Source organism: Nocardia sp. NPDC055002 (assembly GCF_053608825.1).
In genome coordinates, this window is record NZ_JBSGWE010000001.1 from 409,419 (window position 1) to 426,104 (window position 16,686).

Annotated in this window: 1 protein-coding gene; it reads left to right on the top strand. The window is 69.8% G+C overall.

From position 1 onward, the window contains the following. Nucleotides 1-147: 147 nt before the first annotated feature. Complete coding sequence (locus ACWF99_RS01990; protein ID WP_452534071.1) at nucleotides 148-16,626, top strand: amino acid adenylation domain-containing protein; 16,479 nt, start codon at nucleotides 148-150, stop codon at nucleotides 16,624-16,626. The last annotated feature ends 60 nt before the right edge of the window (nucleotides 16,627-16,686 follow it).

Below are 16,686 nucleotides of genomic sequence, written 5' to 3' on the forward strand. Positions count from 1 at the left end.
GACATGTGGTGTCATGGTCGCCGAACGCCCCGATATCGACTCCTTCTTGCTTGTTCGACACTGGTCCGCCCCGGTAGGCCGAATCCGACAGGGTTCGTGGGTCATCGCAGAGCTGTGGGCCGGTTAGCTGAAGGATGTTGTACTCGAATGCGTGAAGCGCGCACCTCTCCACGTGAAGTTCGTCGTGCGCCGCGCGGTCGAGGCAACCGAAAGTCGAGTACTCCCCTCTTCCCTCAGCTGCTGACCGCGGCGGTCGATACCGCCGGTGATGCCGTCGCCGTGTCCTATACCCCCGTCGACGGTGCACGCCGCGAACTCACCTACACCCAACTCGACGAGTACTCGTCCCAACTGGCCAGAGACCTGATCGCACGCGGCATCGGACCCGGCGATGTCGTCGCGCTCGGATTCACCCGGTCGATCGAGTCGGTGGCGGCGGTGTGGGCGGTGGCCAAGACCGGCGCTGCCTATGTCCCTGTCGATCCGGCGCTACCCGCCGAGCGGATCGCCTATCTTCTCGAAGACTCCGGCGCCGTCCTCGGTCTCACCGGCACTGCACACCGACAAATGCTGGGCGATTCGGTCGACTGGCTCGACATCGACGACCCGGCCCAGCACAACCGCATCGCCACCTACCCCGCCCACCCGATCTCCTACCTCGACCGAGTTCGTCCGCTGATCGATCAGCACCCGGCCTATGTCATCTACACCTCCGGTTCGACCGGCCGTCCCAAAGGCGTGGTCGTCACCCACACCGGTCTCGGTGCCTTGGTCGCGGCCGCCCGGGAACGCTATTCGATCGACGAAGGCGACCGCGTGCTGCACGTGTGCTCGCCGAACTTCGACGTCTCGGTACTCGAGCTGCTGGTGGCCTTCAACTCCGGTGCCACGCTGGTGGTCTCACCATCGACGGTCTTCGGCGGCCCCGAACTCGCCGAGCTGCTGCGCCGCGAACGCGTGACCCACCTGCTGATCACCCCGGCAGCGCTGGAATCTGTCGACGCCCACGATCTGGATGCCCTGCGTGTCGTCGTCGTCGCGGGCGACGCTTTCGGCCCGACCCTGGTCGACCGCTGGGCCGACGAGCGTGCCTTCTTCAACGGCTACGGCCCGACCGAGGCCACCATCCTCGCCACCGGCACCACCGCACTACGGCCCGGGCAGCCCATCACGATCGGCACGGCATTCGCCGGAGTCGGTGCGACAGTGCTGGATTCGCGCCTGCGCCCGGTTCCCGCGGGCGTGGCGGGTGAGCTGTATCTGTTCGGGCCCGCGCTGGCCCAGAGTTATCGGGGCAGGCCCGCGCTCACCGCCGAACGATTCGTCGCCTCACCTTTCACCGATTCCCGCATGTACCGGACCGGCGACCTGGTCCGGCGCACCGCCGACGGCGATATCGAATACCTCGGCCGCTCCGATTTCCAGGTCAAGATCCGCGGTTTCCGGGTCGAGCTCGGCGAGATCGACGCCGCACTCACCGCCCACCCCGACATCGAGTACGCGGTCACCCTCGGCACGAAAGCCGACTCCGGCGCGACCGTGCTGGTGTCGTATGTGCTCGCCCGGCACGGCACGACGATCGACACCGACGACGTAGCCCGTTTCGTCGGCACTTCCTTGCCCGCCCATATGGTGCCGACCGTCCTGATGACCCTCGACGAGATCCCGTTGACCCCCAACGGCAAACTCGACCGCAACGCCCTGCCCGCACCGGTTTTCGGTGCTGTGGGGTCGCGCGCGCCCGAAGGCCCGGTCGAGACCGCCATCGCCGAACTGTTCACCCAGATCCTGGGTCTGGAGCAGATCGGTGCCGAGGATTCGTTCTTCGCCGCCGGCGGTGACAGCATTCTGTCCATCCAGCTCGTGTCGCGAGCGCGCAATGCCGGCATCTCGTTCACCCCGCAGGCGGTGTTCGAGCACCGCACTGTCGCCGGATTGGCACGGGTGGCGGTGCTGGGTGCCGAGTCCGCGCCCACGTTGACCGAACTGCCCGGCGGCGGTGTGGGCGTGATGCCGTTGACGCCGGTGCTGGCCGCCTCGCTGGCCTCGGGACGGGTGTTCGGCCGGTTCACCCAGCAGATGGTCCTGGCCCTGCCTGCAGGTATCGACCGAAACGCCCTGGTGGACACCCTCACCGCCGTGATCGATCACCACGACATGCTGCGGGCCGGTCTGCGGCAGGTCGACGGGCAGTGGGAGCTGCACACCCTGCCGCCGGGCGCGGTGGATGTGCGCGAGCTGCTCCTGCGCGTCGATGTCCCGGCGGGCACCGACCAGCTCGGTGAGATCGCCGACGCCGCGATGGATTCCGTGCTCGCGGCGCTGGACCCGCAGGCGTACCGGATGATCGGCTTCGCGTGGCTCGCCCGTCCGGACGGCCCCGACGGTTTGGTCGTCGCGGCCAACCACGCGGCGATCGACGGTGTGTCGTGGCGAATCCTGTTGTCGGACCTGGTCGCCGCATGGGCCCAGTTCGGTCGACGTGTCGTCCTGCCCCCGGTCGGCACGTCGTTTCGTCGCTGGGCGCACGGCCTGACCGAGACGGCGCCGAGCAGGCGCGAGGAACTCGACCACTGGCGCCAGACCCTGTCGGTACCCGACCCGCTGCTCGGCGATCGTCGGCTCGACTCTCGCGATACCGCGTCGACGGTGCGAACCATCAACGTCGAAGTTCGCGCCGACATCACCCAGGCGATCCTGACCGACCTACCAACCCGGTACCGCGCGGGCGCCGAGGACGGCCTGCTCGCCGCCCTGGCCATGGCTGTGCGCAGGTGGCGGGCCCGGCGCGGTGTCGACGCACCCGCGACCCGCGTCCGCCTGGAAGGCCACGGCCGCGAACAGTCCGCGGTCGACGGCGCCGATCTGACCCGCACGGTCGGCTGGTTCACCAGCATGTCTCCGATCGCCCTCGACCTGAGCGAGGTCGAGGCCGACGCCGCGTGGCACGGTGGCGACGCCACGGCCGCCGTCGTCAAGGCCATCAAGGAACAGCTGCGCGCGGTGCCGCACAAGGGCATCGGTTTCGGCATGCTCCGCCATCTGGACCCGGAATCGGCACCGCAGCTCGACGGCCCCCTGGGCCAGGTCGGCTTCAACTATCTGGGACGTATCACCACGGGCGACCTCGGCGATTCCGACCACAGCTGGCTACCCACCGACGCGTGGGGCGAGCCCGTCGCCGAACAAGACCCCGATCTGCCCGCTGCCGCCGTCATCGACATCAACGCCCTCGCCACCGGTACCGACGCCGTCCTGACACTGCGCGCGTCGTTCTCCTTCGCCTCCGGCATCATCGACGAGGCCTCGGTGCGCGAACTGGCCGACTGCTGGACCGAGGCCCTGACGATCCTCGCCGAACACCTGCGCGATCCGGCGGCCGGTGGCCTCTCACCCGCCGACGTGCCGCTGGTCCAGGTCACCCAGGCAGAACTCGACACCTGGCATCGCGAACGCCCGCACCTGACCGATGTGCTGCCCTTGGCGCCGCTGCAGCTCGGTCTGTTCTTCCTCGCCCAGGTGTCGCCGGCCGACCCGTATCTGGTCCAGCTCGCGGTCGAGCTGACCGGCGAGGTCGACACCGACCGCCTGCGGCGAGCCGCCCGAACCGTCCTCGACCGCCACGCGATTCTGCGCACGGCCTTCGGATCGTCGGCAGCGGGCACACCGGTCGGTTTCGTGGCCGAGGGTGTCGCGGTGCCGTGGCAGATCATCGACACCGAACTCACCGACGCCGACGAGTTCCTGGCCGCCGAGGCGCGGATCGGTTTCGAACTCTCCACCGCGCCGCTGCTGCGCTTCACGCTGTACCGCCGTGCCGACGGCATGCACCTGGTGTTGACCGCGCACCACCTCCTCGTCGACGGCTGGTCGATGCCGTTGCTGATGCAGGAACTACTGCTCTGCTACGCCACCGACGGCGCCCCGGCGGCGCTGCCGCGGGTACGCCCCTACCGTGACTACCTCGCCTGGCTCGCGGGCCGAGACCGCTCCGCCGCGTTGCGCGGCTGGCGCGAGGCGTTGACCGGGCACACCCCGACCCTGCTGACCACCGCGGTCGCGCCGCCGACCGAGCCGTGCGAGGGCCACGGGATGTGCACGGTCGAGCTGTCACCGGCCGAGGCCGAGGACCTGGCGGCCTGCGCCGCGGCCAACGACGTCACGGTCAACACCCTGTTCCAAGCGGCATGGGGTGTGGTGCTGGCCGGTGCGGTCGGCCGTGACGACGTCGTGTTCGGTGCGGTGGTCTCGGGCCGCCCGCCACAGCTGGACGGTGTCGACACCATGGTCGGACTCTTCGCCGACACGATCCCCGTTCGCGTCCGTTTCACCGAGTCCGAGCCGCTGCGAAACATGTTGTCGCAGCTACAGTCCGAGCAGATCGCCGTGCTGGACGGCCACCACCTCGGTCTCGCCGAGATCCAGCGGGCCGCGGGCTCGGGCGAGCTGTTCGACACGCTCATGGCTTACGAGTCCTACCCCGTCGACACCGAGGGAATGCGACGCGCGCAGGGCTCCATCGACGGCCTCGAGATCGTCGATGTCCGAGCCGCCAACGCCACGCACTACCCGGTGGCCGTGGGCGTCGAGGTGGGCGAGGGGATCCGCGTCGGCCTCCAGTACCGCCTGGACCTGATCGATACCGGCATCGCGCACGCTCTCGCGCACCGCCTCCGCGCCACCCTCGACGCCTTCCTCCACACACCCGACCAGACCGCCGCGCAGCTCCTGGACACTTTCGACCAGCACAATGATGCGATCACGGAGGCGAGCTACTGGCGTCGCGTCCTCGCGGACCTGCCTGCGGAACTGGACCTCCCGACAGATCGCCCCCGCCCCGCGAGCCTCGTGCAAGCCGATGCCCGCGTCGGCTTCGAGATCCCCGCCGAACTTCATGACCGCGTGCGGCATTTCGCCGATTCTCGCGACACGACCGTCTTCAGCCTCGTGCACACGGCCTTCGCGGTGCTGCTGGCCCGACTGTCCAACACCGACGACATCGCGATCGACACCCTGTGCCCACAGTTTCCGGACGCCCGCCTGGTGTTGCGACTACCGGTACGCGGTGCCATTTCCGTCGACGAGCTGCTGGCCGAGGCGACCACGGCTCACCGTCGGGCATTCACGCGAAACGCATTGTCACACAAGAGCATTAAGGCTCTCACTGACGCCGCGCAGCCAATGGTCCGGGTCATGCTGGTGCCGGACGAATGCGCGACGGCCGCCGGGGAACGCGACCTCGTACTGTCCCTGCGCACCCAGAGTCCCGCCCGCGTCGACGACCACCGGCGATCGGGAGCCGAGGATGACCACGGGCTAGGTGCCGTCGCGGCAGGCTGTGCCGACGACGACCGCCTGACCGGCGGCATCAATGCCGAATTCGTCTACGCGAGCGCACTGTTCGACGAGGCAACAGTCGAAGTGTTCGCGCAACGGCTGATTCGGCTGCTCACCGACGCGATCGAGCACCCCCACACCGCGGTCGGTGACCTCACGATCCTCAGTACCGTGGAGGAAGCGACTCTCACCGCGCGCAACACCGACACCGACACCCGCACCGCACTGTTGCCCGACCTGATCGCACGTGGCCACGCGCTGGGTCCCGACCGGATCGCCGTCCGGCACGAGAGCCGTTCGATCACCTACGGCGAGCTGTCCGAGCGGACCTCCCGGTGGGCCCGCGAACTGATCGCCCAAGGCGTCGGCCCCGAAGTCGCTGTCGCCGTTGCTCTTCCCCGGTCCTACGACATGGTCGCGGCCGCGCTCGCCATCGCCGCCGCGGGTGGGGTGTATGTGCCGATGGACCCGCGCAATCCCGCGCATCGCCTCCAGCACCTGGTCACCGACTCCGGCGCGATACTCGGCATCACCGCCGCCGCGCATCTGGAAGACCTGCCCGACGACCTGACCTGGCTCACCCTCGACGACCTCGACCGGGTCACCGCCACCCACCCGACGACACCGATCACCGACGCCGACCGCCGCGCACCCCTGCGCGTCGACCACCCCGCCTACCTCATCTACACCTCCGGCTCCACCGGTCTGCCCAAGGGCGTCACCGTGACCCACGCCGGTCTGGCACCGCTGGTCGAGGAGGCGGTCCGCCGCTACCGCCTCGAGTCCGAGCACCGCTTCCTGCACATCTGTGCCCCCTGGTTCGACCCCTCCGTGCTCGAATGGCTGTGCGCGTTCACCACCGGCGCGACGCTGGTCGTCGTCGGGTCCGACATCGCGGGTGGGATCGAACTCGCGGATCTGCTGGCCGCCGAGTCCGTCACCCACGCCATCATCACCCCCGCGGTCCTGGGCACCCTCGACCCGGCCGGTCTGCACGCACTGGAATCGTTGTCCGTCGGCGGTGACGTGACCACCCCGGAACTTCTCGCGAAATGGCAGCCCGGCCGCCGCTACCTCAACGGTTACGGCCCCACCGAGACCACGATCATCTCGTCCTACGCCGAACTCGCTGCCGGACAACCGATCTCGATCGGCACCCCGGTGCACGGCACGCACGCGATGATCCTGGACGCCCGCCTGAACCCGGTCCCGCGCGGTGTCACCGGCGAGCTCTATCTGAGCGGGCGCGCGTTGGCGCGCGGCTACCGCAATCAGCCGACGACGACCTCGGCCCGATTCGTCCCCGACCCGTGGGGTGCGCCCGGCACCCGCATGTACCGCACCGGCGACCTGGTACGTCTGCGCGACACCGGCGACATCGACTATCTCGGCCGTGCCGATGCCCAGGTGAAGGTGCGCGGTTTCCGGATCGAACCGGGCGAGATCGATGCCGTGCTCGTCAGCCACCCCGATGTCGAATTCGCGGTGACCGTCGGGCGTCGGAGCCCCGCCGGATCGACCACGCTGGTGTCCTATGTGCTCGCGGCACCGGATCGTTGCGCCGACCCCCACGTCCTCACCGCGTACGCCACCGACCGCCTGGCCGCGCACGCGGTGCCGTCGGCGATCGTGGTTCTCGACGCGCTGCCCCTGACCTCCAACGGCAAACTCGACCGCAACGCCCTGCCCGAACCGGTCGTCGCGACCGTGCCCACCGCGGCACCCATCGGTGCGAGACAAACTCTGCTGGCCGAGCTGTTCGCCCGCGTCCTCGGCATAGCGCGCGTCGGCGTGCACGATTCGTTCTTCGCGCTCGGGGGCGACAGCATCCTGTCGATCCAGCTGGTATCACTGGCCCGCGCCGCGGGCATCGTCTTCACCACCCGTGACGTGTTCGAACACCGCACTGTGGCAAAGCTGTCCGACATCGCCGCGCTCGACAGCCCACAGTCGCCCGTGCTGGCGGAACTGCCCGGCGGGGGCATCGGCGATGTCGCGTTGACGCCGGTCCTTGCCGAGTTCCTGACCACCGGTTCCAGCGACCGTTTCGCCCAGACCATGGTCCTGGCGCTCCCCGAGAACATCGACCGCCCGGCTCTGGTCGCCGTCATCGCCGCGGTCCTGCGCCACCACGACATGCTGCGCTCGCGCCTGCGACGAGACAGCGACGATTGGCAGTTCGAAGTCCTGCCACCCCACGCCGTCGACGTGGACGCCCTGATCACCGAGGTCGACGCGTTCACCGCGATCACCCCGGACGAGCTGACCCGAATCGGCACGGCCGCCATGGATTCGGCGCTCTCGGCGCTGGACCCCGCCACCGCCCGCATGATCGCCTTCACCTGGATCCGCAGGCACGACAGCCGCGATGTCCTCGCGGTCGCCGCCCACCACTACGTCATCGACGGCGTCTCCTGGCGGATCCTGCTCCCCGACCTGGTCGTGGCCTGGGCCCAGTACACCGCAGGTCAGCGGATCGCCCTGCCGCCGGTCGGAACGTCGTTCCGCCGATGGGCGCACGGCCTGGCCACCGCCGACCGCACCGCCGAACTCGACCACTGGCAACAGGTCCTGTCCACCCCTGACCCGCTGCTCGGCGCCCGCGCGGTCGACAGCAGCCTCGATACCGAGGCGACGATGCGGTCGATCACCGTGCAGATCCCCGCCGAGATCACCGAACCCCTGCTCACGACGTTGCCCGCGCAATACCGGGCAGGCGCCGATCACCCCCTGCTCGCCGCCTTGGCCTTGGCCGTGCGGGTCTGGCGTGCCCGTCGCGGTGTCGACGCTCCCACACTGCGATTGCGGCTCGAAGGCCACGGCCGCCAGGAGGACGCCGTCCCCGGCGCGGATCTGACCCGCACCGTCGGCTGGTTCACCACCGTCTACCCCGTCGCCCTCGACCTGTCGGCGATCACACCGACGGTCTTCGACGACGAAGCCCTCGCCGCGACGGTGCGCACCGTCAAAGAACAGCTGCTGGCCGTGCCGGACAACGGCATCGGCTTCGGTGTGCTGCGCCGGAACCCGCGGACCCGAAACCGGTTGTCCGGCACCGTCGGCCAGATCAGCTTCAACTACCTGGGTCGCGCGAGCACCGCGGCCCAGCCCACCGACGACACCGCGTGGCTGCCCACCGCCGACCTCGGTGACATCGACGTCGACTACGACCCCACCCTGCCCGCGCACACCGTTCTCGACATCAACGCGATCGCCGTCACCACCGACACCGGGCCGCGGCTGCGGGCGGACTTCCGCTACGCCACCGGCATCCTGTCCGAGTCCGAGGTCCAGGAGCTGGCCGACGACTGGACGAGCTGGCTCACCGCACTGGCCGACCACACCCTCCACCCGTGCGCGGGTGGGCTGACCCCCTCCGATGTTGCCCTGGTACAGGTTTCGCAAAACGACCTCGACACCTGGCGCACCACCCACCCGGGCCTGTCGGATGTGCTTCCACTGTCACCGTTGCAGCACTCGTTGCTCGCACTGGGCGACATGCTCGATGAGTCGGTCCACGCCTACGTCATCCAGCTCATGGCCGAATTGACCGGCGAGCTCGACACCGACCGGCTTCGCCACGCGGCCGCGACGGTGCTGAACCGGCACGCCAACCTGCGCTCGGCCTTCGTCACCACCCCCGACGGCACCCCCGTTCAGCTCGTCGCCGACGCCGTCGAGGCACCGTTGCGGATCGTCGCAACCACCGACACCGAGCTGCCCGCCCTCCTCGCCGCCGATCAACAGGCAGGGTTCGACCCCACGATCGCGCCGCTGCTGCGATTCACGGTGTACACCACCGGTTCCGGGCGCAGCCACCTCGTCCTGACCGGCCACCACATCCTCCTCGACGGCTGGTCCATGCCGCTGCTGATGAAGGAACTGCTCGTCCTCTACGCCACCCACGGCGACGCGACCCCGCTGCCTCCGGTGCGCCCCTACCGCGACTACCTCGCCTGGCTCACCCGCCAGGACCGCACCGCCGCCGAGCGCGCGTGGTCGGAGGTCCTCGACGGGGTGTCGACGACGATGATCGCCCCCGAGCTGACCTGGCCACCGGCGACCGGCCACGACTACGGCCTGTGCGAGTTCGAACTCGACGCCGCGCGGACTTCCGCACTGACCGCCTTCGCCGCGGCCGCCGAGGTCACCGCGAACACCGTGTTCCAAACAGCCTGGGGCCTGGTCGTCGCCGCGAGCACCGCGCGCGAGGATGTCGTGTTCGGCGCGACCGTGTCCGGGCGCCCGCCCCAGCTCGACGGCGTCGGCGACATGATCGGGCTGTTCGTCGACGCGGTCCCGGTGCGGGTGCGCATCGACCCCACCGCCACCGTCGGTGACCTGATCCGCGCCGTCCAAGCCGAGCAGGCCTCGCTGCTCGATCACCACCATCTCGGCCTCGGCGCGATCCAGCGCGTCGCGGGACTGGGCGAACTCTTCGACACCATGCTCGCTTTCGAGTCCTACCCCGTCGACGTCGAAGGCCTCCAACAGGCAGGCGGCGCGCTCGACGACCTGAGTATCGACGACCTGCACGGCGCCGACCACACCCACTACCCGATCACGGTCCTGGTCTTCCTCGGTGCCCGCACCCAGGTGCAGATCAAGTACCGCCGCGACGTCGTCTCGGATCCTGCGGCCCGCGCGCTCACCGACCGTCTCCGCACGGCGATCGACAAGCTCGTCGCCACCGTGACCACGCCTGTCGTCCGCATCGCCCAGCAGCTCACCACCGACCCCGCCGACCCGATCACCCGATCCCGCTACTGGCGCCAGACCTTGGCCGACCTGCCGGCTCGCCTGGCTCTACCCACCGACCACGTGGTCGCCGCCGGCGCACGCCCCGACCGCTCGCGCGCGCAGAGTGGGCACGCGGAGCGTCGCCTCGATGCCGAGCACGGTTGTGCCCGGACGACCGTCCCGACGACGGTGCACCGAGCCCTCCGTGAACTCGCCGACACCGCGAACGTGAGCCGGCAATCGCTGGTCCGCACAGCCTTGGCCGTACTCCTCGCGCGGCTCACCGCGTCCGACGACGTTGTGATCCGAACCCGCACTCCTGATCTGGTGCTGCGCACCGTCGTCGATCTCGCGGAGTCCTTCCTCGATCTGCTCACGCGGGCGCACGAGGCCGAGACGTCGGCGCTGGCTCATGCCGGAATTCCGCTCGCGGACTTCGCCGAGCTGCTCGGCGTGGAGCCCCGTGCACTGGGACAGGTGTCGCTGGAAGTACGGTCCACCGGCTCATCGGACAACTCGTTGCCCGTCCCCGGGGCGGCGACGAGCGAAGCCGGTTCGGATGCGCGGCACACCCTGCCCGGGGACGACGCCGTGACAGCCGGTGAACTCACCGTGACGGTGGTCGAGACGGCGTCGGGCACGGCGATCGAGATGTCTTTCGCCCGCACCGTTTTCGATGACCACGAAGCGGACACGTTCGTGCGGCGTCTGGCCCGGCTGCTCACCGCGGTCGCCGCCGATCCACGAATTCCGGCCGGCGATCTACCGCTGTCCGATCATGCCGAGTACACCTTCTTGACGCACCTCGGCGACGGCCAGACCCCGGCTGCCACCCCCACCCTGCCCGAGCTGCTCGTACGCGGCACCGGCTACGGCCAGCATCGAATCGCCGTGCGCGACACCGCGAACACCTACACCTACGGCACCCTCGACGCCGATTCCTCACGCCTGGCCAGAGTCCTCATCGACGAGGGAATCGGCCCGGAAACGGTCGTCGCCTCGGCGATCCCGCGCTCCTACGAGTCGGTCCTCGCGTTCTGGGCGATCGCCAAAGCGGGTGGCGTGTACCTCCCCGTCGACCCGAACTACCCCGAAGACCGTGTCCGTCACATGATCGCCGACTCCGGCGCCACCATCGGCCTCACCGTCGCCGCCAGGGCGAACAGCCTGCCCGGCTCGCTGCGCTGGCTGGCGCTGGACGAACCGGCCGCCCGGGCCCGTATCGCCGCCCGCTCGTCGACCCCGGTACGCGACCGCGACCGCCGAGCACCCCTGCGCCGCGACAACATCGCCTACGTGATCTACACCTCCGGCTCCACCGGCACACCCAAGGGCGTCTCGGTCACCCATGCGGGACTCGGCGCCCTCGTGACCCACTCGGCGGCCCTGATGCGCCTGCGCCACGACCACCGCATGCTGCACGTCTGCTCGCCCAGCTTCGACCAGTCGATCGAGGAACTCGGCACGGCCTTCCACCACGGCGCCACCCTGGTCATCGCCCCGCCGGACACCCTGGGTGGCGCCGACCTCGACGACCTGCTGCGCACCGAACAGGTGACGCACACGATCATCACCCCCGCCCTGCTGAGCACGCTGAACCCGACCACCCTGCCCGACCTGCAGTGCGTGTCCGCCGGCGGCGAAGCCACCGCCCCCGAACTGCTGGCCACGTGGCAACCGGGCCGCAGCTTCCTCAACGGCTACGGCCCCACCGAGGCGACCATCGGCGCGACCTACTCGGCGCTGCGTGCCGGGGACCGCGTCACGATCGGTCGCCCCGTGCCGGGCATGCGGGCCGTGGTCCTCGACGCCCGTCTGCACCCGGTGCCGGTGGGCGCCACCGGTGAGCTCTATCTCGCGGGTCCCGCACTCGCACGCGGGTACCGTGGCCGCGCCGCCGCCACCGCGGATCGTTTCGTCGCCTGCCCCTGGGCCGGACCCGGCGCACGCATGTACCGCACCGGCGACCTCGTCCGCTGGGTGCACGGCGACACCTACGAGCTGGAATACCTGGGCCGCACCGACTTCCAGATCAAGATCCGCGGCTTCCGCATCGAGCCCGGTGAGATCGACGCCGTCCTGCTGCGGCACCCGCAGGTGAGTTTCGCTCTCACGCTCGGCACGCAGAACCCCGCCGGGGACACCGTGCTGGTCTCGTATGTGACAGGCCGCGAGGTCGACCCCGGCGCCATCACACGGTGGTCGGCGTCGATGCTGCCCGCGCACATGGTCCCGGCCGCCGTCGTCGTCCTGGACCGGATCCCGCTCTCGGCCGCCGGAAAGATCGACCGAACTGCGCTGCCCGCACCGGAGTTCGCGACGCGCGCCTACCGTGCGCCCGCGGCCGGGCTGGAACGAACCGTCGCCGAGGCGTTCGCCGAGGTGCTCGGTGCCGAACGCGTCGGCGCCGACGACAATTTCTTCGATCTGGGCGGCAACTCACTGCTCGCCACCCGCCTGACCGCTCGAATCGGTGCCGCACTCGACATCCGGGTGCCGGTGCGCGTGCTGTTCGCCGCACCCACCGTCGCCGCGTGCGCGCACGAGATCGCCGGATTGGCCCGCGCGGCCCGCCGACCCGCCCTGCGGGCGCGCCCACGACCTGATCACATTCCCCTCTCGCCCGCCCAGCAGCGCATGTGGTTCCTCAACCGCTTCGATACCGCGACCGCCGCCTACAACATCCCGGTCGTGCTCCGCCTGACCGGCGAACTCGACACCACCGCGATGCGGCAGGCCTTCACCGATCTCGTCGCACGCCACGAGATCCTGCGCACCGTCTACCCGACTGTCGACCAGGCACCAGCCCAGATCGTTTTGCCGTCGGACCACCCGGATGTACCGCGCCTGCACATCACCACGATCGCCCCGGACGTCGACGAAAGCCTGACCCCCGCAGTGACAGCACTGGTTTCGACCGTTTTCGATGTCACCCGAGAAGTGCCCTTGCGTGCCACCCTGTTCGAGCTCGGCCCGGACGACTACGTCCTGGCCATGGCCGTGCACCACATCGCCGGTGACGGCTTCTCCGGCGGACCCCTCACCCGCGACCTCGTCATCGCCTACACCGCACGCGCACAAGGACAGGGCCCCACCTGGGCACCGCTGCCCGTGCAGTACGCCGACTACGCGATCTGGCAGCAAACCCTGCTCGGCGACGAAACCGATCCCACCTCGGTGTCGGCCACCCAGCTCGCCTACTGGCAGCACGCCCTGGCCGGGCTACCCGACCAGCTCGAACTACCCCGCGACCGGCCCCGACCGGCGATCCAGTCCTATGCGGGCGGCCGGGTCCCGTTCACCGTCGACACCGCCACCCACGCCGCCCTCGCCGAACTGTCGCGTACCCACGGCGCGACCCTGTTCATGGCCGTGCACACCGCCTTCGCGGTGGTACTCGGCGAGCTGTCGGGCACCACCGACATCGCCATCGGCACGCCGGTCGCCGGCCGCGGCGAGGCCGCCCTCGACGACCTGATCGGGATGTTCGTCAACACCCTGGTCTTCCGCACCCGCGTCGACGCGGATGCGAGCTTCGCCGAACAGCTCACCCGCCAGCGCGACACCGACCTGGCCGCCTTCGCCCACGCCGACATCCCGTTCGAACGGCTGGTGGAAGTCCTCAACCCGGCCCGCTCCACCGCCCGCCACCCCCTGTTCCAGGTCGGTCTGTCGTTCCAGAACCTGGCCGAGGTGCGCATGGACCTGCCCGGCACGAGCGTGTCGTCGGTGGAGCTCGATCGGGAGCTGTCCCAGTTCGACCTGCACCTGATCGTGGCCGACCGCTACACCGCCGAGGGCGCGCCAGCGGGCATCACCGGCTACTGCACCTACGCCGCCGACCTGTTCGACGCGGCCACAGTCGCAGGTTTCCTGGCCCGGCTCACCCGCCTGATCACCGCGGTGGTCACCGACCCGGGCGCACCGCTGCACACCATCGACCTGCTCGCCCCCGCCGAACGAGCCCGGATCCTCGACACCTGGAATCACACAGCGCGCCGAACAGATCCGACCGCGACCCTCGCCTCGCTGTTCGACGCGACCGTCTCGCGCACCCCGGACGCCCTCGCCCTCGTCGCCGACGACACCCGGCTGACCTACGCCGACCTCGACGACCGGGTCAACCGCCTGGCCCGTTACCTCATCGCCGCGGGCGTCGGCCCGGAAACGCGGGTGGCGCTGGCGATGCGGCGATCGATCGACCTGGTCGTGGCGATGTACGCGGTCAGCGCCGCGGGCGGCGTGTACGTGCCGATCGACCCCGACCACCCCCGATCGCGCACCGGCTACATCCTGGACACGGCCGCCCCGCTGCTCGTCCTCACCAATGCCGGCACCTGGCTCGGCGCGGCCGACGACCTCGCGACAACCCGTGTTCGATGTGTCGAGCAGGTGGACCTCGCCGCACACAGTCCCGCCTCGATCACCGACCGTGATCGCCGCGCGCCCTTGCGTTCCGCGAACACCGCCTACGTGATCTTCACGTCGGGATCGACGGGGCGCCCGAAGGGTGTCGCCGTCTCCCACGCCGCGATCGTCAACCAGTTGCGCTGGAAGACAGCCGAATTCGGCCTCACAGCACAGGACAGCGTGCTGCTCAAGACCGCGGCCACCTTCGACCTGTCGGTCTGGGAGTTCTGGTCCGCGGCGATCTGCGGCGGTCGACTGGTCCTCGCCGCGCCCGACGGCCACCGGGATCCGGCCTACCTCGCCGACCTGATGCGCCGCGAAGAAGTGACAACTCTGCACGTCGTGCCGTCGATGCTCGACACCCTGGTCACCGAGCAACTCCCATCGTCGCTGCGCCGCGTCCTGGCCATCGGTGAAACCCTGCCGGTCGCATTGACGCGCCGATTCGCCACCGCGGCGCCGAACACCGCCCTGTTCAACGTCTACGGGCCGACCGAGGCCGCGGTCTCGATCACCAGCCACCGGGTGAGCGCCGCCGACACGACCACCGTCGCGATCGGCACACCGGTCTGGAACAGCCAGGTCTACGTCCTGGACGCACGGCTACGCCCGGTCCCCGTCGGCGTCCCGGGCGAGCTGTATCTGGCGGGTGCTCAGCTGGCCACCGGTTACATGGGCCGTCCCGACCTCACCGCCGAACGCTTCGTCGCCGATCCTTTCCACGTCGGCACCCGCCTGTACCGCACCGGCGACCTGGCCGCCTGGCGCGCCGACGGCGAACTCGAATACCGCGGCCGCACCGACTTCCAGCTCAAGATCCGCGGCTTCCGCATCGAACTCCCAGAGATCGACGCGGTGCTGGCTTCCCATCCCGACGTCGGTTTCGCCGTCACCGTCGGTCGCGAGAACCAGGCCGGGGAAACAGTTCTGGTGTCCTACGTGGTGGCCTCGCACGGCCACGAGGTCGACGTGGACGGCCTCGCGCGATGGGCGGCCCAGGCACTGCCCACCCACATGATCCCGGCCACGATCATGGTGCTCGACGAAGTCCCCCTGTCCCACACCGGCAAACTCGACCGCGCCGCGCTGCCCGCGCCCGAACTCGCCACCCGCGCCTATCGGGCCCCGGCCACGGCCATCGAACACACGGTCGCCGCAATCTTCGCCGACGTCTTGCGCCTGGACCGCGTCGGCATGGACGATCACTTCTTCGAACTCGGCGGCACATCACTGAGCGCCACCCGCCTGTCGACCCAGCTGGGTGCCGCGACGGCCGCGACCGTCCCCGTCACCTGGATCTTCACCACCCCCACCCCGGCGGGCATCGTGGCGGCATTGCGCGCCGAGGGCGCCGACAGCGCGGGCATCGATGCGGCTTTCGATGTCCTGCTGCCCTTGCGCGCCGAAGGCACCGGCGCACCGCTGTTCTGCGTCCACCCCATCAGCGGTATCGCCTGGTCGTTCAGCGGCCTCGCAGCCCACCTCGACCGCCCGCTGTACGGTCTGCAGTCACCGGCGCTGAGTTCGAGCGAGCCGCTGCCGGATTCGATCGAGGAATGGGCACTGCGCTACCTCAAGGAGATTCGCGCGGTGCAGGCCGAAGGTCCGTACCACCTGCTCGGCTGGTCCCTGGGCGGTGTCATCGCGCACGCCATGGCGGTGCAACTGCAGGAGGACGGCGAGGAAGTCGCGGTGCTGGCCATGCTGGACAGCACCCTGTCGTCGGCTTCGACGGCTGTCGCGACGACGGTGACCGCCGCCGACCTGCTCGGCGGATTCGCCGGCACCGACCAGGTGGACCTCGCCGACCCGGTCGACATCCACCAGCTCGCCCGGACACTGTTCGAGCTCTCCGCACCACAAGCCGCAGCCGACCCGTCCCGCATCGACCGGATCGTCGACGCGGCGACAGCCTCGGTCGCCCTCGACGCCGCCTACCACCCCCGCCGTTTCGACGGCACCCTCACCTATTTCACCGCGGCCCACAGTGATCCGACCGGAACCACCGGTGCGTCGTCCTGGTCCGAGGCGGTGACCGGCACCGTCGACAATCACGCGGTGGCCGTAACCCACTGGCGCATGACCGAAGACCACGCCCTCACCGTCATCGCCGACACGTTGCGCAAGGAACTCGGCTAGCCGACACCGATTCCACAACCCGATGCTCGGGTCCGACACGATCGGACCCGAGCACACCGG